Origin of the sequence: Kribbella sp. NPDC050820, from assembly GCF_040653975.1 — a bacterium.
Taxonomy (GTDB): domain Bacteria; phylum Actinomycetota; class Actinomycetes; order Propionibacteriales; family Kribbellaceae; genus Kribbella.
The window spans coordinates 97,165-120,920 of sequence record NZ_JBFAHB010000005.1; the positions used below are offsets into that span (position 1 = coordinate 97,165).

At 69.5% G+C, this 23,756-nt stretch carries 17 protein-coding genes; 8 read left to right on the forward strand and 9 right to left on the reverse strand.

Annotated elements, in window-relative coordinates:
* Positions 1 to 18: 18 nt before the first annotated feature.
* A complete protein-coding gene (locus AB0H36_RS07040; RefSeq protein WP_360517860.1) occupies positions 19 to 1,089 on the reverse strand; it encodes an MsnO8 family LLM class oxidoreductase in 1,071 nt (356 codons plus the stop codon).
* 270 nt (positions 1,090 to 1,359) lie between these two features.
* Here AB0H36_RS07040 and AB0H36_RS07045 point away from each other — a divergent pair, with 270 nt between their 5' ends.
* The 4 genes from AB0H36_RS07045 (at position 1,360) to AB0H36_RS07060 (ending at position 8,992) form a co-directional block, all read left to right on the forward strand.
* Positions 1,360 to 4,305: a type 2 lanthipeptide synthetase LanM family protein gene (locus tag AB0H36_RS07045; protein ID WP_360517863.1), complete on the forward strand. Its 2,946-nt coding sequence runs from the start codon at positions 1,360 to 1,362 to the stop codon at positions 4,303 to 4,305.
* A gap of 23 nt (positions 4,306 to 4,328) precedes the next feature.
* Positions 4,329 to 4,544: a hypothetical protein gene (locus AB0H36_RS07050; RefSeq protein WP_360517866.1), complete on the forward strand. Its 216-nt coding sequence runs from the start codon at positions 4,329 to 4,331 to the stop codon at positions 4,542 to 4,544.
* A gap of 113 nt (positions 4,545 to 4,657) precedes the next feature.
* Positions 4,658 to 7,582 (forward strand): AAA family ATPase, encoded by a 2,925-nt coding sequence (locus tag AB0H36_RS07055; RefSeq protein WP_360517869.1) that lies wholly within the window; start codon positions 4,658 to 4,660, stop codon positions 7,580 to 7,582.
* Between the two features lie 180 nt (positions 7,583 to 7,762).
* Complete coding sequence (locus AB0H36_RS07060; protein ID WP_360517872.1) at positions 7,763 to 8,992, forward strand: ROK family transcriptional regulator; 1,230 nt, start codon at positions 7,763 to 7,765, stop codon at positions 8,990 to 8,992.
* 79 nt (positions 8,993 to 9,071) lie between these two features.
* Here the strand turns inward: AB0H36_RS07060 and AB0H36_RS07065 are convergent, their stop codons facing one another.
* Positions 9,072 to 9,821, reverse strand: a complete 750-nt coding sequence (locus AB0H36_RS07065) for an alpha/beta hydrolase (protein WP_360517875.1) — start codon at positions 9,819 to 9,821, stop codon at positions 9,072 to 9,074.
* Positions 9,818 to 10,492 (reverse strand): DUF998 domain-containing protein, encoded by a 675-nt coding sequence (locus AB0H36_RS07070; RefSeq protein WP_360517878.1) that lies wholly within the window; start codon positions 10,490 to 10,492, stop codon positions 9,818 to 9,820. The genes AB0H36_RS07065 and AB0H36_RS07070 overlap by 4 nt, the downstream gene beginning before the upstream one ends.
* 109 nt (positions 10,493 to 10,601) lie before the next feature.
* Between AB0H36_RS07070 and lysX the strand changes: the two genes are divergently transcribed.
* Entirely contained in the window at positions 10,602 to 13,961 is a 3,360-nt protein-coding gene (gene lysX / locus AB0H36_RS07075; protein WP_360517881.1) for a bifunctional lysylphosphatidylglycerol synthetase/lysine--tRNA ligase LysX, read from the forward strand.
* On the opposite strand, the gene AB0H36_RS07080 is transcribed toward lysX, so the two are convergent.
* The 4 genes from AB0H36_RS07080 to AB0H36_RS07095 are packed head-to-tail and all read right to left on the reverse strand — an operon-like array spanning position 13,958 to position 20,487.
* Entirely contained in the window at positions 13,958 to 15,613 is a 1,656-nt protein-coding gene (locus tag AB0H36_RS07080) for an AMP-binding protein (RefSeq protein WP_360517885.1), read from the reverse strand. The two genes, lysX and AB0H36_RS07080, sit on opposite strands and share 4 nt — an antisense overlap.
* On the reverse strand, positions 15,613 to 17,619 hold the full coding sequence (locus AB0H36_RS07085; RefSeq protein ID WP_360517888.1) for an acetate--CoA ligase family protein: 2,007 nt from the start codon (positions 17,617 to 17,619) through the stop codon (positions 15,613 to 15,615). Before AB0H36_RS07085 ends, AB0H36_RS07080 begins: the two co-directional genes overlap by 1 nt.
* The gene (locus tag AB0H36_RS07090; protein ID WP_360517891.1) at positions 17,616 to 19,148 is read right to left on the reverse strand and encodes an FAD-dependent monooxygenase; all 1,533 of its coding nucleotides are present in this window, start codon (positions 19,146 to 19,148) and stop codon (positions 17,616 to 17,618) included. Before AB0H36_RS07090 ends, AB0H36_RS07085 begins: the two co-directional genes overlap by 4 nt.
* Before the next feature lie 13 nt (positions 19,149 to 19,161).
* Complete coding sequence (locus tag AB0H36_RS07095) at positions 19,162 to 20,487, reverse strand: aromatic acid/H+ symport family MFS transporter (RefSeq protein ID WP_360517894.1); 1,326 nt, start codon at positions 20,485 to 20,487, stop codon at positions 19,162 to 19,164.
* A 150-nt stretch (positions 20,488 to 20,637) separates the two neighbouring features.
* On the opposite strand from AB0H36_RS07095, the gene AB0H36_RS07100 reads away from it, so the two are divergent.
* Positions 20,638 to 21,447 carry a PaaX family transcriptional regulator C-terminal domain-containing protein gene (locus AB0H36_RS07100; protein ID WP_360517897.1) on the forward strand — a complete coding sequence of 270 codons (810 nt, stop codon included), beginning with the start codon at positions 20,638 to 20,640 and terminating at the stop codon, positions 21,445 to 21,447.
* A 153-nt stretch (positions 21,448 to 21,600) separates the two neighbouring features.
* Here the strand turns inward: AB0H36_RS07100 and AB0H36_RS07105 are convergent, their stop codons facing one another.
* Complete coding sequence (locus AB0H36_RS07105) at positions 21,601 to 21,741, reverse strand: hypothetical protein (protein WP_360517900.1); 141 nt, start codon at positions 21,739 to 21,741, stop codon at positions 21,601 to 21,603.
* Positions 21,742 to 21,821: 80 nt separating this feature from the next.
* On the opposite strand from AB0H36_RS07105, the gene AB0H36_RS07110 reads away from it, so the two are divergent.
* Entirely contained in the window at positions 21,822 to 22,055 is a 234-nt protein-coding gene (locus tag AB0H36_RS07110) for a hypothetical protein (RefSeq protein WP_360517903.1), read from the forward strand.
* A gap of 75 nt (positions 22,056 to 22,130) precedes the next feature.
* Positions 22,131 to 23,045 (forward strand): hypothetical protein, encoded by a 915-nt coding sequence (locus AB0H36_RS07115; RefSeq protein ID WP_360517906.1) that lies wholly within the window; start codon positions 22,131 to 22,133, stop codon positions 23,043 to 23,045.
* Here AB0H36_RS07115 and AB0H36_RS07120 read toward each other — a convergent pair.
* Positions 23,042 to 23,671 carry a hypothetical protein gene (locus AB0H36_RS07120; RefSeq protein WP_360517909.1) on the reverse strand — a complete coding sequence of 210 codons (630 nt, stop codon included), beginning with the start codon at positions 23,669 to 23,671 and terminating at the stop codon, positions 23,042 to 23,044. The genes AB0H36_RS07115 and AB0H36_RS07120 overlap by 4 nt on opposite strands.
* Positions 23,672 to 23,756: the final 85 nt, after the last annotated feature.

The following is a 23,756-nucleotide window of genomic DNA, read 5'->3' on the forward strand; positions in this document are numbered from 1 at the left end:
CCACCATAGGTACGACGTTCAGGCTGTGGCGATCAGTGGCGGGGCGTGACGCGGGACGGTGCGGACTGTGCGGGTGAGACCGCCGGCGATCGTGCGCAGGATGGCCGACCGCATGAGGCCGTCGAAGGCCAACGGAGCCAGCATGACCTCGTCGGCGCCAGTAGCAGCCACCAGTTTGCCCAGTCCGGACACCACGGTGGCGCGCGAGCCGACGAGGTGGCCCGGGTCGTCCAGCAGGCGCTCGGCCTTGCCGCGCTCCCTACCGGTGAGCGGTGCATCCAGCAGCTCCATCAGCTCGGCCGGAGTGGCCCGGGGCGCCGCGGACGCGAGACGCGTCGTCACACGCACGTACTCCGCGAACCGGACGATCGCGTCTTCGTCGGAGTCGGCCGCCACCACACCGACCGTCACCGCAAGATACGGCTTCACGGTCGGCGCGCTCGCCTTGAACTGGTCCTGGTACGCCGCCACCGTTGCAGCCGTCGTTGCCGCCGCCTGGTGATGCGCCAGCACGACAGGCAACCCTCGTACGGCGGCAGCGGCAGCAGCACCCGGCTGGTCGGCGAGCACGAACACAGGTGGCGGCAGCCCGGCCAACGAGAGCCGCACGTCGCCAACCAGTGCACGCCCAGGTAGAGCGTCACGCAGGAAGCGGCACAACTCGTCCAGCCGCTGCGGGAACGACTCTCGGGCGGTCGCGCCGAGCGCAGCCGCCGTACTGGGCATCACCCCGGCCGATTGCCCCACACCGAGGTCGATTCGGCTCGGGTAGGCGGCTGCCAACGCCGCGAACTGCTCGGCGACGACCAGCGGTTGGTGGGTGGTCAGCAGCACGCCGCCCGCCCCCAGCCGGATCCGGTCCGTCCGCGCGGCCAGGACGGCCGCGAGCACGGCCGGCGTCGCGCTACCGACGCCTCGGACACCGTGCTGCTCCGCTAACCAGAAGCGGCGGTATCCGAGGTCGTCAGCAGCCTGTGCGACCTCCGCAGTCTCCCGGAGCGCGGCCGCAGCCGACTGACCGGGCAGCTGCGGTACAACGTCGAGCACCGAGTGCGCTGAGACGGGTAGTCCGGGAGTCACGGAGAGCACGTGCCCACCGTGGCAGCGCCGGCCGTTTCGCACATGGGTGTTCGGCACCCATGTTCCGGCCGGTGCACACCTACCTCCCGATCAGCGCGCCAGGCCTCGAAAATGGGGGTTCGGACATCTTGCCGCGCCGTTGACGGGTCGGGCATCGTTCCCGCCGAACTGCCGGACGCGGGCCAACCACATCACTCCCTGTGAACCCGCACTTGCACGGCGAAATATGGGGGTCGGATACCCATGTCTGGGGACGGTTGCCGATGGCAGCCTGTCCGCGTGCTCAACTCAGCGACTGCCGGGCCGGCCCGGATCGACCAGCGAAAAGCCTGGTGGTCCGCGGGCATGCGTCCGCACGAGCTGACCGCCTCCGCCCCCGCCTGGGCGGAGTATGTCGAGCGCAGCACCACCCAGACCGCGCCTGCCGCCGGTCGCAGCCCCGCAGGGACCGATGCCATCGGCGGCCACACATCAGGTGGGGCTGACGGGGCGTCGGGTGGGCTCAGCGACTGGCGGCAGGCGCTTGTACGTTGCCTTGAGCCCCTGCTCGACTCCGCGCGCCGCGACCTCGCTGCCGCCGGGCGCACCGGCGTACTGGCGGAGCAGTTCCTGCACCGGTTGGGGCTGCGGCTGGTGAAGCTTGCCTCGCGCACCTTCGTGCTGGAACTCGCTCGTGCCCGTGACCGTGGCGAGCTGGCCGGTGACACTCCGGCAGAACGCTTTCTGGACTTCACCCGCCGGCTCGTGGGAGGGAGCGAGCTGGCGGAGTTCCTGGCCGCATACCCGGTGCTGGCCCGGGTCCTGGGCGAGTCGTGCCGGCAGGGCGTCGAGGGTCACCTCGAGCTGCTCGCACGACTCGCAGAGGACCGTGAGTCGCTCGTCACGGGGCTGCTGGACGGTCGTGATCCCGGTGCACTGGCCGACATCGACCCCGCGGGTGACCCCCACCGTGGCGGGAGGTCGACGGCCACACTCACCTTCGCGGACGGACGACGGGTCGTCTACAAGCCGCGGTCACTCAACCTGCACAGCCACTTCAACGAGTTGGTCTGCTGGCTGAACGACAAGACCGGGCTGGACATCCAAACGGTCTCCTTGCTCCCCCGCGACGGGTTCGGGTGGTCGGAGTACGTCGTACACCAGCCTTGTCGCGACCTGGCCGACGTACGTCGCTTCTACCACCGGCAGGGCGCGTTGCTGGCCTTGCTGTACGTGCTGGACGGCACCGACATGCACTACGAGAACCTGATCGCCGTCGGCGAGCAGCCGGTCCTCGTCGACGTCGAGACCCTGTTCCATCCGAGCCACGCACCGACAGGCGCACTCAGCCGTGACCCGGCGTACCGCGCACTACTGAGCTCGGTCTACCGCACTGCATTGCTGCCGCTGCTGGTCAGTGGTGAGCACGGTGTGGCGGACATGTCGGGACTAGGAGGCGACGCCGGCGCGACCGCACCGACAAGCGTCGTCGACTGGGCCGACGCCGGAACGGACTCGATGCACCTCGTCAGGCGCCCCGGGACGACCCACGGAGCGCGGAACCGGCCACGGCTGAACGGCGCCGACATCGAACCGCGGGACCACGAAGTCGCTGTACTCACAGGGTTCCAGGCCGCGTACGAGGCGATTTCCCGGCACCGCGAGGAGCTGATCGGAGCGGACGGGTTCCTGGCACGTTGCGCATCGGACCAGATCCGCTTCGTACCGCGCAGCACCAGCCTCTACACCGGGCTGCTGGACGAGGCGACGCATCCGGACGCACTCCGGAACGCAGCCGGTCGCAGTCAACTGCTCGACCTGCTGTGGGACGCCGACGAGGGACTGCACGTCGTCGTGCCGTTCGAGCTGGCCGACCTGTGGGCTGGCGACGTACCGCTGTTCACTGCGCGCCCGGACAGCCGTGACGTCTGGGCGTCCGACGGCGCCCGTATCCCGAACGTGCTGGCCACCGAGGGTCTCGCTGCGGTCGAGGCGAAGATCGCCGGTCTCGGCGACATCGACGAGCACCGGCAGAAGTGGGTGATCTCCGCGACGCTCGCGACCCGGCCGGAGCCGATCGTGCACGCCAGCACCGCCGCACTACCGGGCGTCAGCGCCACTGAGGCGGACCCGGACCACCTGCTCGCCGCCGCCACGGACATCGCCGACGAGATCATGGCGCAGGCCCACAGCGATTCGGGCGGTGCGGCCAACTGGCTCGGCCTCGAACTCCTCGACGATCACCACTGGGCCGTCAGGCCAATGGGAGCAGGGCTTTCGAACGGCTACACCGGTACGGCGCTCTTCCTCGCCCAGGTCGGTGCGCTCACCGGAGCCGGCAAGTACTGCGAGCTCGCCCGGGACGCGATCCGCCCGATCCCCACGTTGCTCGAGGCCCTCGCAGCGGACCCGGAGTCCGCGCAACTGGTCGGCCCCGGCCTGCACGGGCTGGGCGGTATCAGCTACGGCCTCGCCCGCCTGCGCGACCTGCTCGACGACTCCGACCTCACTTCCTGGCTGACCGCATCCCTCGAGCTCAGCGAGAAGCTGCAGCCCGACGAGTTCCCCTCGTACGCCGAGGGAGCGGCCGGCGGACTCGCCGCCATGCAGGCGATCCAAGGGTTCCCGGTGGCCACCCGGCTGGCCAAGCACTACGCCGAGGAACTCGTCGACACAGTGGAGCTCGGGCTCCGCCGTGGCCGAGTAGCAGCGGACCACGGCTTGGCTCGGGGCTACCAGGGCATCGCATGGGCTCTCGGCCGGTACGGCGTACCTGGCGACAGGTACACGGACGCCGCGCGTGCGGCGGCCGATCTGGACCGGCGAGAGCGCCCTGGTGGCCATGGCTGGTGTTCCGGGGACGCCGGGACCGTGTTGGCCCGGCTGTCTGCCGGAGTACCCGCGGACCTCGAGGCCTACTTGAGGACCGCAGCAGAACGTCCGGTGCTCGCCGACCTGAGTCTTTGTCACGGCGAGCTCGGCGCGGTGGAGCCACTGGTGTGGCTCGCCGAACGCGACCACGCAGCCGTTGAGACAGTCCGGCGCCGCCGGACCGGGCTGGTGCTCGCGGCAGTACAGCAGTACGGACCACAGTGCGGGACACCGCGGTCGGTTACGTCTCCAGGCCTGCTGACCGGTCTGGCGGGAATCGGCTACGGCCTGCTCCGACTGGCGTTCACCAAACGCGTTCCGTCCGTCCTGCTGCTCGAACCAACCGCCGGGTCGACGCATCCATCACAGCGCTGACCCATCAGTCGAGGGGATACAGCATGACCGCCCAGCACCACACTCCGAAGCACCAAGCAGAGCAGCCAGACGTCCAGCAGCCGGTCCAGGACGGCACCGACCCGCTCGGTCCGATCATGTTGCCGAAGCGCACCAAGGTCGGCGCCCGGGCGATGGCCCTGGTGGGCACCGTCGGCCTGAGCGCGTTCGCAGCCGCAGCTGCAGCGAACGTGGTCGACAGCACCTGGCCGACGATCTAGCCGCTGACCGACCAAGCGATTTTCGGACGGCGCCGACCGGTCCCCTGGGGGGTGGCCGGTCGGCGCTGCCGATTCGCTGCGGCGGCAGCAATACGTCGTTAGAGTTGGCAAGCATGCAGACCCGCGCACCCAGAGTGGTCGGCAGAGACCGGGAGATCGATCAGCTCCACCGTCGACTGGCCGAGACCCGAAACGGTCACGGGGGTGCGATCTTCCTGGTCGGCGAGCCCGGGATCGGCAAGAGCCGACTGGCCGGAGTGGGTACGGCGCACGCGCTCGACACCGGCATGGCGACGTTGCGCGGGCGGGTCGGAGCCATCGGCACGATGGTGGCGTTCCGCCCGTTCACCGAGGCACTGCTGTCACTCATCCGCCGCGGCGAGATGCCCGACGCCGACGGGCTCGGACCGTACCGGCAGGTGCTCGGACGCCTGGTGCCGGACTGGGACGACGGTACCGCGCACGATACCGCAACGTCGACCGTCGTCCTCGGTGAAGCTGTCCTGAGACTGCTCGCACTGGTCGGCAAGGACCGTGGTTGCCTGCTCGTTCTGGAGGACCTGCACGGGTCCGACCCCGAGACACTCGCAGTGGTCGAGTACCTGCTGGACAACCTGGAGGACCAGCCGATCACACTGGTCGCCACACTGCGGCCGGAGACCTGTGCGGCGTACGAACTCGCCAGACTGTCCGCCCAACGCGGCTCGGCCAGCCTGATCGAGCTGCAGCCGCTGGACCGGGAGCAAGTAGGCGAGTTGGCCTCCGACTGCCTGGAGGTGCCGCCGAGCGGCGTACCCGATGCACTGGTCGAGCAACTGTGGCGTGACAGTGCCGGAATCCCTTTCATCGTTGAGGAACTGCTGCAGGAGGCGAGCAGGTCCGGACAGCTGCTGTCCAAGGCCGACGGCAGTGTGCAGGTCGTCGACGGTCTGCAGACGAACGTGCCGGCAGCAGTTGTCCGGAGCATCAGTAGCCGGACCGACCAGCTCGGACCACAGTCACGTGACCTGCTGGTCCTGGCTGCTGTCATCGGTCACCGCTTCCCGCTGAGCGTCGTACGCCAAGCAACGGGCACTGACGAACGGTTGCTGCTCGCCACGTTGCGGGCAGGGCTGGCGGCGCAGTTGGTCGGGCCGGACGAGCCGGTGCCGGACTGGTACGCGTTCCGGCATCCACTCACCGCAGACGCGTTGCTCGCCGGTCTCACTCCGACCGAGCGGGCGACACTCGCCAGGCGTTGCGCGGACGCGATCGAGGCGCTGCACCCTGGACTGCCGGGTGAGTGGTGCCAGATGGTTGCCGAGCTGGCCGAGACCGGCGGAGACAACGCACGAGCCGGCCGGTTGTTCGCCATGGCCGGGCGACGCTCGTTCGACGAGGGGTCGATGGCGTCCGCGGTGAAGCTGCTGGAGCGGGCAACCGCCTTGCTGGCCAGCGATTCCGACACCAGCTACCGGGCCGAGGTGCTCGGATCGTTGCTGATCGCACTGAGTGAGACCGGGCAGTTCGAGAACAGTACGGCGCACGCGGCAACGATCGAGGAGATGGCCGACCGCAACCTGGACAGCCGCAAGGTCGCCGCACTGCACGTGCAGCTGGCGAACCTCGAGCACATGGCCGGCCGCTGGTCCGCCGCGCTGACCCAGGTGGCGACCGCACGGTCGCTGCTCGGCATCGATGCCGGCGACGCCGACCTAGCCCCGGTCGACGCTATCGCCGCACACCTCGAGCTGGCCCGGCCGAGTCCCGGCCGACTCAAGGCCGCGACCGAGCTGGCCACCCGTGCCGCAGCAGCGGCCGAACGCGCCGACCTGCCCGCCGTCGCCTGCGACGCGCTGCAACTGCTCGGCATCCTGTCGCGCGAGCACGACCTCGACCGGTCGATCGACTACTTCCACCGCGCCCGGCTGGTGGCCGAAGAGCACAACATGACCTTCCAGCGGGTGTGCTCGCACATCTTCCAGGCGGGCACGATCTGCCTGGCCGGAGGCAGCATCGTCGAGCTCGAACGGGCCCGGCAGCAGGCGCTGCGGATCGGCGCCATCCCGCTGGCCTACGAGGTGGACGGCATCCTCGGCCAGCAGGCGATCCTGCGCGCCGAGTACGACAAGGCCCAGGTCATCATCGACGAGTGCCTGGAGGTCACCCGGCGACTCCGGCTCGGCCGCTCGGCGACGTACTTCCTGTCCACCAAGGCCATCCTGGAAGCGCACCGGGGACGCCGTACGGCGATGGAGGAGACGCTGGCCGAGGCCGCCAACTGGGGTGGCGAGCGAGCGTCGTACGAACTGCCGTACTCCTACGGCCTGGCGCGCACCTTCTGCGCGCTGCTGGAGGAGAACCGGGAGCTGGCCGACTCCGAGATGGCCCAGGCACTCGCGTACGACGCGCAGAACCCGACCACCCTGCACACGTCGGGCAAGTACGGGCTGGGGCTGCTGCTCGGCGTGCTGTCCGGTCGCAACGGCTGGGCGCACTTCGAGGCGACCACCGCGGCGGCGGCCAGTGGGATGCGGTGGAACAAGCAGTTCGTCCAGTGGGCGCACGCCGTACTGCTCGGCCGGGACGGTCAGGTCGACGCAGCCAACGCCAAGGTGGCCGAGGCCCTGGAGACCGCGTCGATCTACCCGATGGCGCGGTACTTGGGTCTGCGGCTGGTCGCCGAGCCGGCGCACGCCGACGGCTGGGGTGAGCCGGTCGCATGGCTGCGGCAGGCCGAGGACTACTTCCACAACGCGGACATCCAGGCGGTCGCGAGCTCGTGCCGCAGTCTGCTGCGCCAACTCGGAGCGACGGTGTCACAACGCCGCAGCGGCACCGAGCAGGTGCCCGCGCACCTGCGTCAGCTCGGCATCACCAGCCGCGAGTACGAGGTGTGCCGGTTGCTGGTGGACCGGATCGGGAACAAGTCGATCGCGTCCCGGCTGCACATCTCGCCACGGACCGTGGAGAAGCATGTCGCCAGCCTGATGACCAAGACCCAGCAACCGGACCGGGAGGCACTGAGCAGTTTCGCTCGCACCGTTGTGCAGGACTGATTGGCGGTCCGATTCCGGCACTGGTGCGTGTGCTGGGAGACGGGACGGCCCGAGGGTGATACTTGTCGACTCACGCATTCGGCGACCGCCCGTCGGCGTGGCACGGCACAGCAGAACTCGGTAATTTATGAACGCTCGCTTTCTATATAGGATGGGCGAGTGGCAAGCAAGGGGTCGGACATGAGCAAGGGAACGGTCGGCGGCGGCGGTACGACGATGCTGCGGCGGATCAACGTCGCGGCGGTACTGGACGCGGTGCGCCGCTCCGCGCCCGCACCACTGCGCGTCGCCGAGCTGGTGGAGCGGACCGGTCTGGCCAGACCGACCGTCGCCCAGGCCGTCGACGAGCTGCTGGACGCCGGCTGGCTGCAGCAACACGGTCCGGACTCAGCGGACCGCTCACTCGGCCGTCCGGCCATCCGTGTCTCACTGCGTGGACGCGCAGCACCGGTGCTCGGCCTGGACGTCGGCCCGCACCGGGTGACGGTGGGTGTTTCCGACTTGGCTGGTCGCAAGCTTGCGCTGGTCCGCCGCTCCGGGCCTGGCTGGACGGCGCAGGAGCTGCTCGGGGTCATCAGTGAGGTGATCACCGAGGCGCTCGCGGAGGCCGAGGTGCCGGCCGAGGACATCGCTGCTGCGGTGGCCGCGAGCCCGGGCATCGTGGACGAGCACACCGGTCGGGTCCAGCTGGTCCCGAGTGTGCCGGGCTGGTCGGCGGTCGACCTCACCAAGCATGTCCGCAGCCTGCTCGACTGCCCGGTGATGCTCGACAACGACGCCAACCTGGCCGCGCTGGCCATTGCTGCTGCTCGCGGTGGCACGGGCACGCTGCTCGCAGTGCAGTGGGGCGAGCGGCTCGGTGCCGGCATCGTGATCGACGGTCGGCTGCACCGGGGCACGGGTGCTGCGGGTGAGATCGGGTTCATCGCCACCGCGCCGGACGACGTGATCAACCCGGAGGACAGCCGCGGACCGCTGGAGCGTGCGGTCGGCTCGGAGGCGATCGCTGCGCTGGGTCGTCAGGCTGCGCTCGACAACCCGGATTCGCGGTTGGCCGAGCTGGGTGGCGAGCAGTTGGACACCGCTGACGTGTTCGCGGCTGCGGCAGAGCGTGACCCGGTGGCGCAGGCCGTCGTACAGCAGGTCGCGCGGGACTTCGCTCGTGCGCTGGCCCCCGCCGTACTCGTGCTGGACCCGACGGCCGTGGTGATCGGTGGCGGTGTGGCCCGCGCGGGCGCCGTACTGCTCGATGCCATCTCCGACCAGCTCCGCCTGCTCACCCTCAACCACCCCAAGCTGGAGCTCTCCGCCCTGGCCGAGGACGCGGTAGTCACCGGCGCCATGCGCATGGCCCTGGACGAGGTCTGGCAGCGCAAACTCCCAACGCCTGCCCTCACCAGCACGGCCTAAGCCGTCCGAGGCCCTGTCACGAACTTCTTGCAGATCCCGGTTCTTCCCCCAGCTACTCCTTTTCCTTCCCCCAACTTTCTTACCCGCGGATGGCGTCGGCGAGGGCGTCGGGGCGGTCCAGGTGGACCAGGTGGGCTGAGTCGGGGAGGACCTTGACGGTGCCGTGGAGGGTGTCGGCCAGGCGTTGCTGACCGGACAGCCAGCGGCTCGCGGTGAAGCGGGAGCTGCCGCCGGTGGCGACCAGGAGGGTGGTCGGCACGATCTCGCCGACCGGGCCGCCGACCAGCTTGCCGACCTCCGCCGCGAGCTCCCAGCTGTTGGCGAGCTCGTCCCAGAACAGCAGCCAGGACAACGCGTCGCCGTACCGCTTCCGCGCGGTTGCCTTGGACAACAGATCCCGGTTCGACGCGCTGCCGACCCGGACGATCAGCCGCCGGAGCGCCGGACCGAGCAGCTGCGGTACGCCGACCCGCCCGAGCAACCGCAGGAACGCCCGCACCACCCGGTCACCCCGCGTCCCCGGGTACAGCCAGCGCACCCCGGTCTCCGAGGTGAGGCTGGTGTCGACGAGCACGAGCCGGCTGACCTCGAGTGGCCGGGTCAGCGCCCACCGCAGTACCGCGAGGCCACCGATCGAGTGCCCGATCAGCCCGATCTCCGCGTCCGCCGGTACGCCGGCCGCCGTCCGCAACTCGTCGACACTCGACGTGATCGGCGTCCGCCACGGATCGATCACCCGCAGATCCAGCCCCGGCAACAGCTCGACCACCCGGGCGAACTCCTCCGGAGTCTCGGCCAGGCCAGGGAGCAGGACCCAGGTTGTTGTCATCGAAGGAAAGCTTGCCTCAGGCCTGGTAACAATGTCGCCAGCATTAGGCAGACCAGGAGGACCGACACCCGCTGCAGGATGCCCGGCGGATGGAGGTCACTGCCAGTCAGCACCTCGAGACCGGTCTCGATGCCGAGCCAGGCCTGCGTGATCGCGACACCGGCAGCCAGTACGGCGACCAGGCGGCCCCACACTCCACCCCATCCCGGCCGGCGTAGGACCAGGACCGCGAAGATGCCCATGGCAACGCTCCCGATCCCGGCCATGGTCGAGGTGATCTCGTGCAGCAGCAGCGCCGTACCGGCCTGACCGTTCGCCTCCGCGGCGCGGCATGCTTCGCTCAGTGACGGCGCGCAGTCCATCGGCGAGAACGAGTCGAAGATCGTCCCCGCGCCGAAAACCGCCGCGCTGATCAGCAATCCCGCGACGTCGCGGTGCATCCAGGCCGCCGGGCGACCGAGGATCGCGGCGATCAGCAGGAGCACGCCGGCGCCGAGGTCGAGCGCCCGGGCGTACGGGCTGGTCGGCTGGTCGCGCGCGCCGAGCTCGCTGAGGAACGACGTGTGGATGTCGAGCGGGTAGCCGGCGACCGCTTCCAGGATCAGGCTGCAGTAGAGCACGCCGGCGGCGATCATCACGTTGCGCATCAAGCGATACGGGACGGTCACCATGCCCGCCAGGGTCGCACACGGAGCAAGGCATTTACTGTCGAGTCAGGTACACCCTCGAGGTAGTGCCAGCGCCACCGAACCGTCCCGGAACTAGTGGCATGATCGCTGGGTGCGCCCGGTTCAGGCAGAGGTGGTGGTCCCGCAGTGGCAGCAGCGCGCTGCCGTCTGGGTGGGCCGCGTCGTGGTCGCCGCCTCGGTCTGGTCGTTCATCGCGATCCCGTTGCACCTGTTCGCCCCGGCGTACGTACGGCGCGTGGACCAAGCCTTCGACTTCTTCGGCATCCCGGCCGGGCACACGTTCTTCTCCGCGGTCTACCTGGCCGTCATCGGCAGTGCCTTGCTGCGCGGCAAGCGCGCCGCGTTGCTCTGGGTGCTGTGGGTGTTCCAGGCACTGTGGCTGATCGAGCAGACCGCGGCGGTCGCGTTCACCAGCGTCCGGCTGGCCAACCCGAACGACGCCGAGCTGCTCAGGGAGTTCGGCCCGGCCACCGTCCAGGACCTGGAGTGGGGCATCGCCCAGCTGGTCGTGGTGGTCGCGATCATCGTGCTGCTGTGGAAGATCCGCGGTGCCTTCCCCGCCCGGCTGGCGCCCGGCACCCGGCGGCTCGCGATCGGCGCCCTGCTGACCGGCCTGCTGATCTCGGCCGCGGTCAGCATCACGCTGACCCAGATCTTCCCGAAGGACCTGACCGGCCAGCGGGAGAAGATCGGCTGGGCGATCATCGCGGCCCTCGGCCAGTCCCGCAGCCGGATGGGCGGTCACGAAGGGCACGGCTGGATCGGCCTGACCGTCGGCGCCATCTCGGCCGCCTCGCTGGTGATCGCGTTCGCCATCTTCCTGCGGTCGGTCCGCCGGGTCCGCTACCTCAGCCAGGCCGAGGAGCTCGACGTACGGCGGCTGCTCCTGCTGCACGGGGAGCGCGACTCGCTCGGGTACTTCGCGACCCGCCGTGACAAGGCGGTCATCTTCTCCCCCGCCAAGGACGCCGCGATCGCGTACCGGGTGGTCAACGGGGTCAGCCTGGCCAGCGGCGATCCGCTCGGCGACCCGGCCGACTGGCCCGGTGCGATCAAGGTGTGGCTCGCCGAGGCACGCACCTACGGCTGGTCCCCCGCCGTACTGTCGGCGAGCGAGGAGGCTGCGCACGCGTACGTCGACGCCGGACTGCGCGCGTTGTCGATGGGTGACGAGGCGATCATCGACGTCGCCGACTTCACGCTCGAGGGCCGGACGATGCGGCCGGTGCGGCAGGCGGTGACTCGGGTCCAACGGGCCGGGTACCACGCCGAGGTGGTCCGGCACGGCGACCTGCCGCCGGAGGCGTTGTCGGAGTACGTCGGGCTGGCCGAGCAGTGGCGTGGGGCGCAGACCGAGCGTGGGTTCTCGATGGCGCTCGGGCGGCTGGGCGATCCGGCCGACGCGCGGTGCGTGATGGTGATCGCCCGCGACGCCGACGGGGTCGTGCGCGGGTTGTTGTCGTTCGCGCCGTGGGGTGTCCGGGGTGTCTCGCTCGACCTGATGCGGCGGGACCCCGCGTCGGTCAACGGCTTGATGGAGTTCATGGTCACGTCGCTGGTGGACGCTTGCGGGGACCTGGGGGTGCACCGGATCTCGCTGAACTTCGCGATGTTCCGGGAGATCTTCAACGACGCCGAGCGGGTCGGCGCCGGGCCGGTGCTGCGGCTGACCAGGGCCTTGCTGACGGCTGCGTCCCGGTTCTGGCAGCTGGAGAGCCTGTACCAGTCGAACGAGAAGTACCTGCCGCGCTGGTCGCCGCGGCTGATCTGCTACTCGCGGGGTGCATCGCTGGCCCAGGTGCTGCTTGCGGCCGGGACGGCTGAAGGCTTCCTGCCGGCGCCACGGCCGTGGACCCGGGTCGACAGTGTGGAGACGGTCGATCGACACGCGATCATGGCTGCGGACGGTGACGCTTTCGCGGTCGCCGTACGGGGGCAGGAAGAGGAGCTGCTGCGGCCGGCGTTGCCGGATCGGAAGCTGACCGAGCAGGAACAGATCCGCCGTGCCAAGCTGGCCAAGCTTGTTGCTGCTGGCATCGATCCGTATCCCGTGAACGTGCCGCGGACGGAGGACCTGGAGCGGATTCGCTCGCTGTACCCGAATCTGCCGGCCGACCATCGCACCGGCGTGACGGTGTCCGTCATCGGGCGGGTGATGCGGATGCGGAACCATGGCGGGCTGTCGTTCGCGCAGTTGCAGGACGGGCTGTCGCAGCTGCAGGTGATGCTGACCGCGGACGAGTGTGGTGACGTGCCGCTGGACCACTGGCGGCGGCTGGTGGACATCGGCGACCACGTCAGCGTGAGGGGTGAGGTCGTGACGAGTCGTCGCGGTGAGTTGTCGATCGCGGTGACGAGCTGGGTGATGGCGGCGAAGTGCCTGCATGCGTTGCCGGACAAGCGGAAGGGGTTCACCGACCCGGAGGCGCGGGTCCGGCAGCGCCATCTCGACCTGGTGATGAACCCGGACTCGCTGCGGATGATGCAGCAGCGCAGTACGGCGGTACGGGCCCTGCGCAACGGTTTCGAGGCGCGCGGGTTCATCGAGGTGGAGACGCCGATGCTGCAGGCCGTGCACGGCGGGGCGAACGCACGGCCGTTCGCGACGCACATCAACGCCTACGACACCGAGCTGTTCCTGCGGATCGCGCCGGAGCTGTTCCTGAAGCGGCTGAGCGTCGGCGGGCTCGGCAAGGTGTTCGAGCTGAACCGGAACTTCCGCAACGAGGGCGCGGACGCGACGCACAACCCGGAGTTCACCTCGGTCGAGGCGTACCAGCCGTACGCCGACTACCACGTGATGCGCGAGCTCACCCGGGAGCTGCTGATCGAGACCGCGACCGCGGTGTTCGGCAAGCCGGTGGTGCAGCGGCCGGACGGCGAGATCGACATCTCCGGCGACTGGCCGGTGATCACCGTCCATGACGCGGTCGGGCGCGCCACCGGGAGGTCGATCTCGGCGGACACCACGGTCGAGGAACTGCGCGGGTTGTGTGCGACGCACGGCGTACACACGACCTACGAGCTGACGGCGGGCGAGCTGGTCCTCGAGCTGTACGACGAGCTCGTCGAGCCGACGACGACCCTGCCGACGTTCTACATCGACTTCCCGCTCGAGACGTCACCGCTCACCCGGACCCACCGCTCCGATGCGCGCCTGGCCGAACGCTGGGACCTGGTCGCCTTCGGCGCCGAGATCGGTACGGCGTACTCCGAGCTCGTCGACCCGGTCGAACAACGCCGCCGGCTCACCGACCAGTCCCTGAAAGCCGCCGCCGGCGACCCCGAAGCCATGTCCCTCGACGAAGACTTCCTCTCCGCCCTCGAGTACGCCATGCCCCCGACCGGCGGCCTGGGCATCGGCGTGGACCGAGTCATGATGATGCTCACCGGCCAAAACATCCGCGCCACCCTAGCCTTCCCCTTCGTCCGCCCAACCCCGCGAGACTAGCTGCGGGCGGGGACGTGACCTTGCTGGGCTTTCAGGCGGGTGGTGATGTCGGCTCGGAGGGCGGCCTTGTCGATCTTGCCTACCTTGGTGGTGGGGAGTTCTTCGACGAGGACCAGGTGTTCGGGGAGTTTGTAGGCGGCTACGCCTAGTTGTTCCATCGAGTGGCGGACGGCTTCGAGGGTGACGCCGGCGCCTTCGCGGGGGACGACGTAGAGGCAGACGCGTTCGCCCAGGCGGGGGTCGGGCATGGCGATGGCGGCGACCTGCTGGACCTGGGGCAGGGTGTAGGTGAGGTTCTCGACCTCTTCGGCGGAGATCTTCTCGCCGGCCCGGTTGATCATGTCCTTGTCGCGGCCCTCGACGATCAGGTTGCCGCCGGCAACGATGCGGCAGATGTCGCCGCTGCGGTACCAGCCGTCGGGAGTGAAGGCGCGGGCGTTCTGCTGCTCGGCCTTGTAGTAGCCGCGTGGGGTGTAGGGGCCGCGGGTCAGGAGCGAGCCTGGTTCGCCGGCGGGGACCGGGTTGTCCAAGGGATCGACGACCTGCACCTCGTCGTCGGGGCACATCGGCCGCCCCTGGGTGGTGCAGATGACGTCCTCAGGGTCGTCGAGACGGGTGTAGTTGAGCAGGCCCTCCGCCATCCCGAACACCTGCTGCAACGTGCAGCCCAGCACGGGCTTGATCTTGCGAGCCACCTCGTCGGCCAGCCGGGCTCCCCCAACCTGCAGCACCCGCAGCGCCGACAGGTCCTCACCCGCATAGTCGTCCAGCCAGCGCTGTGCAACCGCAGGCACCACCGCAGTGTGCGTGACACCCTCAGCAGCGATCGTGGCAAAGGCCCGCCGCGGCTCTGGGCTCGGCAGCATCACCACAGTCCCACCGACCAGCAATGCGCCCAGTAGACCGGGGCAGGCGAGCGGGAAGTTGTGCCCGGCCGGCAGCGAGACCAGGTACACCGTCGAGGCATCCATGCCGGACACCTCACCGCTGCGCTTGGCGTTGTACGTGTAGTCGTCATGCGTCCGAGCGATCAGCTTCGGCAGTCCCGTCGTACCACCGGACAACAGGAAGACCGCCACGCTCCGACTGTCCGGCTCCGGCCCGTCCCAAACGCCTGCCTCCGAGCACAGCGACCGCAAGTCAACGCTGTCGCCGCGCAGGTCGTCACCAGCGACCAGCACGTGCTGCAACGACTCCACCTCGCCCACGAGCCGATGCCCGAGCTCCTGGTGGTCGAAGTCCCGCAGCACATCCGGTACGGCGATCGCCGCAGCCTCGGCGTGCGCCGCCAGATACGACAGCTCGTGATACCGGTGACCAGGCAACGCCATCACCGGTACGACGCCCGCCCGCAGACAAGCCAGCGTCAGAACGACGAACTCCCACCCGTTCGGAAGCTGTACGACGATCCGGTCGTCCGCACGCAGTCCCAACTCCAGCAGCCTGGCCGCAGCGCCATCGGCACGACCGGTCAGCTCGGCGTAGGTCAACCTGACCTCACCATCCACCAGTGCGACCTTGTCCGGCGTACGGTCCGCCTGCTGCCAGATGTGGAACGGCAGACTCCGACCTTCCCAGTAGCCGGCCGCGACATAGCGTGCCACGTCCTCGGCAGGCCAGGGGACGACACCATCGGCGATCGGACTGACCATCACTGCTCCTTGCTCACGATCACGGCGTCCAGCGCGACCAAGCCGTCGCGGGTCAGCCGGAGGGGATTGATTTCGATCTCGTCGACCTCCGGTGCGGCCAGCAAGACCGCACCGAGCGCCCGCACCACCTGTGCAAGCTCCACAGCGTCCAGCACCGGCCCACCACGCCAGCCGTGCAGCAATGCACGCCCCAGCAACTCGTCAGGCATCGCCGCCGCCTCAGCGACGGACAACGGCGCAGCACGTACGGCGACATCGGTAAGAGCCTCCGCTGTCGTGCCACCGAGGCCCACGAGCACAACAGGCCCGAACACCGGGTCGCGACGGGCACCGACGATCAGGTCGACACCAGGCGGTGCCATGGCCTCCACGAGCACCCGCCGATCGCCCAGCGCGGCCAGCGCTTCGGTCAGGTCGTCGTGCGTGCGCACACCAAGGTGCACGCCGCCGATCTCGGTCTTGTGGAGGACCGCGGCGTCGAGGATCTTGACGGCGACCGGACCGCCGAGGGAATCGAGGGCGGCGTGGGCTTCGTCGGGTGACCCGCAGGGGACCCGGCGTGGGGTGACGATTCCCAGGGTGTCCAAGACGGACTTGGCCTGGTGCTCGTCCCAGGGACCTGGCGGAACGACGACCGACGGCATCGGACCAGGGTCACCAGAGCTGCGGAAAGACAGCCTGGCGTCTTCCACGAGGGCTCGGATCGCATGCGTGAGGGCGGTCGGGCTGGTGGCTACCGGATAGCCATGGCTGTTCAGGCCCGACCGGACTGCGACGACGTCCGCGGTGGAACCGCCCACGGCGACCACAGTAGGCGTGCAACGGGCCAGCGGGGAGAGTTCGGCGGCCAGGTCGAGGCTGTCAGGCTCCGACAACGCGTACACCGCGACCAGGTCGACTGCCGGGTCGTCGCCGACCACGGACACGACCTCACCGAAGCCGGGCGCCGGCCGGCCGGTGTCGACCGGGTTGGCCTGGTAGGTCATCGGTGGAAGCAGTTCGCCCAGGCGAGCCCGTGCAGCGTTCGACAACACCGGCACCCGGACCCCGGAGTCTCGCAACCCGTCCAGCAGCAGTAGTCCGGGACCTGCCTGCGCAGTCACCACACCGACACCAGGGTCCGCCGACGGAGCCAACCGAGTCATCGACAACGCGCCCACTGCGTCGACCAGTTGGCGTTCGTCGTCGACCAGCACCGCACCGGCCTGCCGGAGTACTCCCCGTGTCGTACGCCAGGAGGTGGCCAGCGCACCCGTGTGCGACTGCGCGAACTCCCCCACGTCGTTGCGCCCGACAACCAGCGCGACCACGGGCTTCACCGCCGACAACCGCGCCACCGCGTGCACGAGCCGCGACCCGTGTGCCACCGACTCGATGTGCAGGGCAACTGCAGTCGTCGCCGGGTCGTCCAGCAGATAGTCGAGTACGTCGACCATGTCCACGTCCACCGCGTTGCCCAGGCCGACTGCGACGCTGACGCCGTACCCGGCCTCGGCCAAGAGGAACGAGAGCGCGTGGTTGACACCGCCGCTCGCCGCGACCACGCCCACTCCGCCGGACGGCACTGTGGCAGCGCTCGGCACGAAGCTGGCGGTCAGCTTGAGCGAGGGCACCAGGAAGCCGGACGTGTTCGGCCCGAGCACGCGGATGCCATAGCGGTCGACAACCTCAGCCAACGCGTCCTGGTACTCGGGATGACCGGCTTCAGCGAACCCACCGGCACACACCAGGGCGGCGCTGGCACCAGCCTTGGCTGCTTCCGCGACTGCGTCCGCGCTGGCTGGCGCCGGGACGCAGACGACAGCAAGGTCGATCGGAGCGCCGAGTACGTCGACCGCTTCGGCGACCGAGCCGTGCAGCTGCGAGTCCCGGGAGTTGACGAGCGCGAGGGGCCCGTCGTACGTGGAGAGGGAGCGCGCCATCACCGCGCCGAGCTTCGCCGGGTTGCGCGAGGCGCCGATCACTGCGACCCCGCGAGGGGTGAACAACCCGTCGAGCCCGTTCACGCGCTCCCTCCCACGGTAGGGCTGACCCCGGTGACGCGGCCGCTGGTCCGGCCCACCAGATCGGTGCGCCCGGAGAGGAGGAGGGTCTCGACCTCGTCCGGGGTCAGCTCGTCATCGACCACCAGCGCAGGCGTCCCGGCCACCAGCCGCGACTCCTCCGCCAGCAGCGTCCGCGTCAACCGCGAACCACCGTGCACCGCGACCACCGCAGGACCGGCCAGTACGCCGGAATGCAGTGAAGCCAGCGCCGCCGGCAGCCCCTGCTCATCAACCGGAGCCTCGATCCACAAGGCACGATTACCGACCTCCGCGACATCCACCCACCGACCGGGCAACGACAGCCCGCCCGAGTGGAACGGCGTGTCGAGCGGAGCCGGGCCGTTCTCCGCGTGCCACGCCGTACGCGTCGCCGCGACGAAGGCCGGATCGCGCCGGGCCAGCTTCCCGCCGCTGATGCTGCGGGTGAGGAAGTGGAAGGCGAACTGCCACGGCTCGAGCGAGTCGTGGTAGCGCCCGAAGTGCTCCCACCAGGACAGACTCGGCCGCGCCGACCCCTGGATCTTCTCCACCGAGGGCCGAGCCGATTCCTCGTACGCCGCCAGCGCCGCCGGGATGTCGTCGTACGAGGTCAGGGCCGCGGCCAGCGCGACCGCGTCCTCCATCGCCATCTTCGTCCCCGAGCCGACCGAGAAGTGCGCGGTGTGCGCGGCATCCCCGAGCAGTACGACGTTGCCGTGCGACCAGCGCCCGGTCCGGCGGGTCCGGAAGCTGCCCCAGCGCGAGTTGTTCACCAGCAGCGGATGACCGTCGATCTGCTCGGCGAACAGCTTCTCCAGGTACACCTTGGTCTTCAGGTCACTCGGCCCCGGCGGCTGCGACACGTCGAACTCGTCCAGCCCGGCCCGCAGCCAGGAGTCCCGGTCCGTCTCGACGATGAACGTGCTCACGTCCGGGCTGATCGGATACCCGTGCACGGCGAACACACCGTCGTCGCCGCGCTCGTGGACGAAGGTGAGTCCGTCGAAGTGGTACGTCGTACCGAACCAGATGAACTTCGCCGCCGCCGTCTCCACCATCGGCTCGAGAACGCCCGCCAGCCGCTCCCGGATCCGTGAGTTGGCGCCGTCGGCCGCCACGACCAGGTCGTACCCGGTCAGGTCGTCCAGGTCCACCTCGGTCTCGAACCGCAACGTCACTCCGACGTCGACGGCCCGCTGCTGCAGTACGGCGAGCAGCGTCTTGCGGGCGATCGCCGCCATCCCCATCCCGCCGCACCGGAACCGCTCACCCTTCAACCGGACCTCGATCGCGTCCCAGTGCACGCCGTACTGCGTGAGCGCGTCGCGGACCACCGGGTCGGCGGCGTGGATGGCGGCCAGCGTGGCGTCGGAGAACACCACCCCGAAGCCGAACGTGTCGTCCGCGCGGTTGCGCTCGAACACGGTCACCTCGGCCGACGGGTCACTCGCCTTCACCAGGGTGGCGAGGAACAACCCGCCCGGCCCGCCGCCGACACATGCGATCCGCATTTGCTGGTTCCTCTCAGGCCTGGGTCGTCTGGGGAGTCGTGCCGAGCGCCGGCTCCGGCCGGCGCTCCCGCGCGGTCCGCGGTACGGCGGCGATCACCAGCGCACCGAGGACGGCCGGGACGGCGAAACCGTAGAAGTTCCAGTCGAGGCTAAGCCCGGAGTCGAGCACCCAGCCACCGAACAGCGGGCCGACGATCGCGCCGAGCCGGCCGACGCCGAGCGACCAGCCGAGCGCGGTGGCCCGGCTCCCGGCCGGGTAGTGCGTGGCGACGTACCCGTTGACGAGGATCTGGGTGCCGACCGTGCCCAGGCCGGCGATCGCGATCAGCAGGTAGAGGGCGACCGCGGCCGGGTTGACGCTCAGCGTGTAGATCGAGAACGCGGCCAGGGCGAACGCGACCGTGGTGACGACCTTCGAGCCGAACCGGTCGGCGAGCGTCGAGGCCACCAGGGCGCCGACGATCGCGCCGAGGTTCATCACCAGGAGGAACCGCAGCGACGAGCCGAGCGGGTAGCCGGACTGCCGCATGATCTGCGGGAGCCAGGTGTTGAGCCCGTAGACGAGCAACAGCCCGAAGAAGCTGGCCAGCCCGAACAGGATGGTCGCGGCCAGGTGCTTGCGGCCGAACAGTACGGCGAGTGCACTCCACTTGCTGCTGGAGTCGGTCGCGACGGGCTCGGGTTGGACGCCGTACTTGGCGGCCAGGGCAGCGGCCTCGTCGTGGCGGCCGCGCGCCTGCAGGAAGCTGACCGATTCGGGCAGGAACTTCCAGGCCAGCGGCAGCACCAGGACGAGCGGCGCCATCCCGATCCAGAACATGATCCGGAAACCCTGCGTGGGCACGAGGTTGATCGCGAGGACGGCCGCAAGCACGCCGCCGAGCGAGAAGCCGGAGAACATCAGCGCGTTGTTGAAGTTCCGGCGGTGCGGCGGCGCGTACTCGACGGTCAGCGCGATCGCGGTCGGGACCACGCCGCCGAGGCCGAGACCGGTGACGAACCGCAGCAGGCCGAACACCTCGGGATTGGGCGCCAGGGCGGTCGCCCCCATCGCGAGCGAGAACCAGATGATGCTGGCGAACATGATCCGGCGGCGCCCGACGATGTCGGTCAGCGCGCCCACGCAGAGCGTGCCGATCACCATGCCGGTGAGCGCGTAGCTGCCGATCGCGCCGGCCTGGGCGGCGGTCAGCTGCCAGTCGGGGTTCTTCAGCAGCGACGGTACGACGGCGCCGTACACGATCAGGTCGTAACCGTCGAAGACGATCGTGACGAAGCAGATGGCGACCACCCAGAGACCGGCGCGGGACCGGGCGATGGTGGCGGTGGGACTGGTCATGTGCGGGCCCTCGATTCGTACCGGGCTGGCTGGGGGATGTTCCGAAAGTAGAACTGATCACAGACGACCGTCAAGACTTTGACACGCTTTTGATGGCACCATGAGAGGATGAGCGCAGCGAACCACTGGGAACGGCTCCGAGGAGACGCCATGAAGCCACGGTCGATCGTCTTCGACCTGTTCGGCGACTACATCCGGTACCACGGCGGTGAGGTGCGGCTGCGGACACTCACCGCCCTCCTGGAGTGCTTCGATGTCGGCGAGAGCACGGTGCGCGTGGTGATGGCGCGGCTGCGGCGCGAGGGCTGGTTCGACACCCGGCGGGACGGCCGCGAGACCGTCTACGCGCTCAACGACAAGAGCTGGCGGCTGCTCGACGAGGGCCGGACCAGGATCTTCGAAAGGTCCCGGGAGCCGTGGGATCGGCAGTGGTCGATGGTGATCTACTCGGTCCCGGAGAGCGAACGCGGTCTGCGTGAGGAGCTGCGGAAGGAGCTTGCCTGGCTCGGGTTCGGGCCGCTGGCGTCGTCGACCTGGGTTTGTCCGCACAACCGGCTGACCGAGGTCCAGGAGCATTTCGCGGACCAACCCGCCGTACGGCTGGATCTGCTGCAGTGCACGTCGTCCGGGTTGTCGCGCGACCGAGAGATGGCGGCGCGGTGCTGGGACTTGGAGTCGCTGGACGCGGACTATGCCGAGCTGCTGCGCACGTACCGGCCGCGGATGAAGGCGTACCGCGGCGGCGGCGTGTCACCGCGGCAGGCGCTCGTCGAGCGGATGGAACTCGTGCACGACTACCGGATGTTCCCGTTCCGCGACCCCGACCTCCCCGAAGAGCTCCTCCCCGCCGGCTGGCACGGCCGCGAGGCCCACGACCTCTTCCTCCAGGCCCACGAAGCCCTCAAAGAACCGGCCACCCGCTTCTTCCTGGACCTCTCCACCACCGACCGAGTCGCCTGACCCGGCTACCAAACCGCTCTCAACGTTGTCATATGTCAGATTCTTGACGGACGGCGTACGCATGTACTTCAATCCTCTCCCGCCGACCGCCCCGCAGCTGCAGATCACCGGCATCAGGCAGGCGAGCCCCACGATGATCTGCCACACCAGCGCCTACCGGTCCGGTGAGTCCTCAACCAGGGCTGCGTGTACGACGACCAGGGCGCCGAACTGGTCACCGCGGTACGCCGGGTCGGTCGGGTAGGTGTAGGCGAAGGTGAGCGAGTGCCGGCCGAGAAGTTCGTCACTGTGCACGGCCGGACCGGTGACATCATCGACGCGGCCACCGGAAAGAAGACACCGGTCACGTCGCGGTCGACGTCACCAGTGCGGGTGTGGAGACCGGTTCGACGGTCCCGGTCAACGCGTACACGACGGAGCACCGGACCAAGCCGGCTCCGGTCAGCGCACCGGTCGCGAACCAGCTCGACATCACCGCGACGAACATCCGGACGGTGACGATCGACCCACAACAGGCCAAGGTGAGCTGCGACGCGGACCTGAACGTGACGACCGCCGGACCACTCACGGTTCGCCTGATCGGTTGCGCGGATCACAACTTCGACTGACCCCCTCGCTTAGACCGCCTGTGCCCGCATACCCTTTGCGGCACAGGGGGTTTGGGGAGACCTGGGGGGAACTGCATGAATCGCTTTGCTGTGCTGTGCGCGGGTTTCGTCCTGCTCTCCGGCTGCAGCGAACCACCCATGGTCGACAGCACCTCGACCACGCCCTCGATCAGTACGCCGCCGGTCGAGGCTCCGGAGGTCTCGACGCCAGTCGGTCCGCTCGGCACGGCGGCGTACCAATCGGAACTGACGAAGATCGAGCAGGGTCTGGCGGGTGACCTGCGCGCGCTGACCCGGGTCCGCACCGCCGAGGCGCTGACCCAGACGATGGACAACCTCGCCGCCTCCCTCAACGCCGCGGCCGAGGACTTGGCCGAGCTGACGGTCACCCGCCGGCTCGCCGGTGTCCACAAGGTCTTGTCCGGCGGCCTCGAGGCTGCCGCCGACGCCCTGTCCACCTCGGACCGGACCGAGTCGAACGCCCGCTGCGGCGGTGTCGCCTACACGTCGCAGAAGGTCCAGCGCCGGTTGCGGGCGGACCTGAGCAGCGCGATCGTCGCGCTCCGCAAGCTCGACCTCCGCTTCGGCAACTCGCTGCCCGATCCCGGGCCCGAGCCGGAAGCGGAGACGCCGACCAACGGCGACACGCTGGTCCGCCGTGGTCCCGCCGGGTCCGGCCGGCTCCGCGTCATGAACGGTACGGCGAACGACGTCGCGATCTCGATCGTCAGCACCGGCCAGCCGCCGAGCAAACCGCACGTGATGACGTACGTCGAGGCCGGCAAGACCGCCACCATCAGCCGGATCGGCGGCGCCTACTCGCTCTACTTCAAGAGCGGCACCGACTGGAGCCCGTCGCGACGCCAGTTCAGCGCGGACTGCTCGTTCCAGAAGTTCGAGCGCTCCTTCGGCCGCAACCAGTCCTGGCAGGTCGACCTGAAACGCACGATCACCGGCAACGCACCGACCACGGAGGTCGAGGCGTACTAGAGCCCGAGGGTGTCGAGGATCGCGGTCAGGACGCCGCCGAGCGTCGGCGGGTCCGGGTCCTCGGGGTCGTCCGGAGTGGTCGGCGGGTTCGTCGGGGTGGTCGGCGGCGGGTCGGTCGTGGTCGGCGGCTCGGTGGGCTGCGTCGTGGGATCGCCGGTCGTGGTCGTGGTGGTCGGCTTCGGCGGCAGCTTGGTGGCCGGCGGTTGAGTCGGCTCCTGGTGGTCGACCAGCTCAGGAGTCGGCTTCGGCGTCGGGCGCGGGGTGGCCGGCTGCCCCTCGGTGGTGACCACGGCCGGCGCCGTGGTGGTCGTTGTCGAGGGCAACGGCGGGGTCTCGCCCGGAGTCGGCGGCTGGGTCGGGACCGGGGTCTCGGAGCCGCGCGGGACGGACGGGCCGCTGGTCGGGACCCGGCTGCTGGGCTCGAGGCCGGCGACCGGGTTGGCCGGTTCCGGGCCGCCGCCGGGCAGCGGCAGGAACGCCGCGCCGATCCGGGGACCGCCGAGCAGGGCGATCAGCACCAGGACGGCGTACAGGAACAGGAGACCGCCTGCCACGAACCCGGCTTGGCGCAGCCGCTGACGGTTCTGCCAGGGCGGGCGGGCCATAGCGGCAGAGATCGGCTTCACAAGTCCCGCAGGTTATCGGCTGATCCGGCGCTTGAAACAGTCCTTGGAAGAAATTCCACACTAGATCGCAACTATTGGGCATTTC

Excerpts from the sequence above, each read along its gene's own strand:
- AB0H36_RS07050 (WP_360517866.1), top strand. The coding sequence starts at position 4,329 with ATGACCGCCCAGCACCACACTCCGAAGCACCAAGCAGAGCAGCCAGAC.
- AB0H36_RS07055 (WP_360517869.1), top strand. The coding sequence starts at position 4,658 with ATGCAGACCCGCGCACCCAGAGTGGTCGGCAGAGACCGGGAGATCGAT.
- AB0H36_RS07060 (WP_360517872.1), top strand. The coding sequence starts at position 7,763 with ATGAGCAAGGGAACGGTCGGCGGCGGCGGTACGACGATGCTGCGGCGG.
- AB0H36_RS07065 (WP_360517875.1), bottom strand. The coding sequence starts at position 9,821 with ATGACAACAACCTGGGTCCTGCTCCCTGGCCTGGCCGAGACTCCGGAG.
- AB0H36_RS07070 (WP_360517878.1), bottom strand. The coding sequence starts at position 10,492 with ATGGTGACCGTCCCGTATCGCTTGATGCGCAACGTGATGATCGCCGCC.
- AB0H36_RS07080 (WP_360517885.1), bottom strand. The coding sequence starts at position 15,613 with ATGGTCAGTCCGATCGCCGATGGTGTCGTCCCCTGGCCTGCCGAGGAC.
- AB0H36_RS07090 (WP_360517891.1), bottom strand. The coding sequence starts at position 19,148 with ATGCGGATCGCATGTGTCGGCGGCGGGCCGGGCGGGTTGTTCCTCGCC.
- AB0H36_RS07095 (WP_360517894.1), bottom strand. The coding sequence starts at position 20,487 with ATGACCAGTCCCACCGCCACCATCGCCCGGTCCCGCGCCGGTCTCTGG.
- AB0H36_RS07100 (WP_360517897.1), top strand. The coding sequence starts at position 20,638 with ATGAAGCCACGGTCGATCGTCTTCGACCTGTTCGGCGACTACATCCGG.
- AB0H36_RS07115 (WP_360517906.1), top strand. The coding sequence starts at position 22,131 with ATGAATCGCTTTGCTGTGCTGTGCGCGGGTTTCGTCCTGCTCTCCGGC.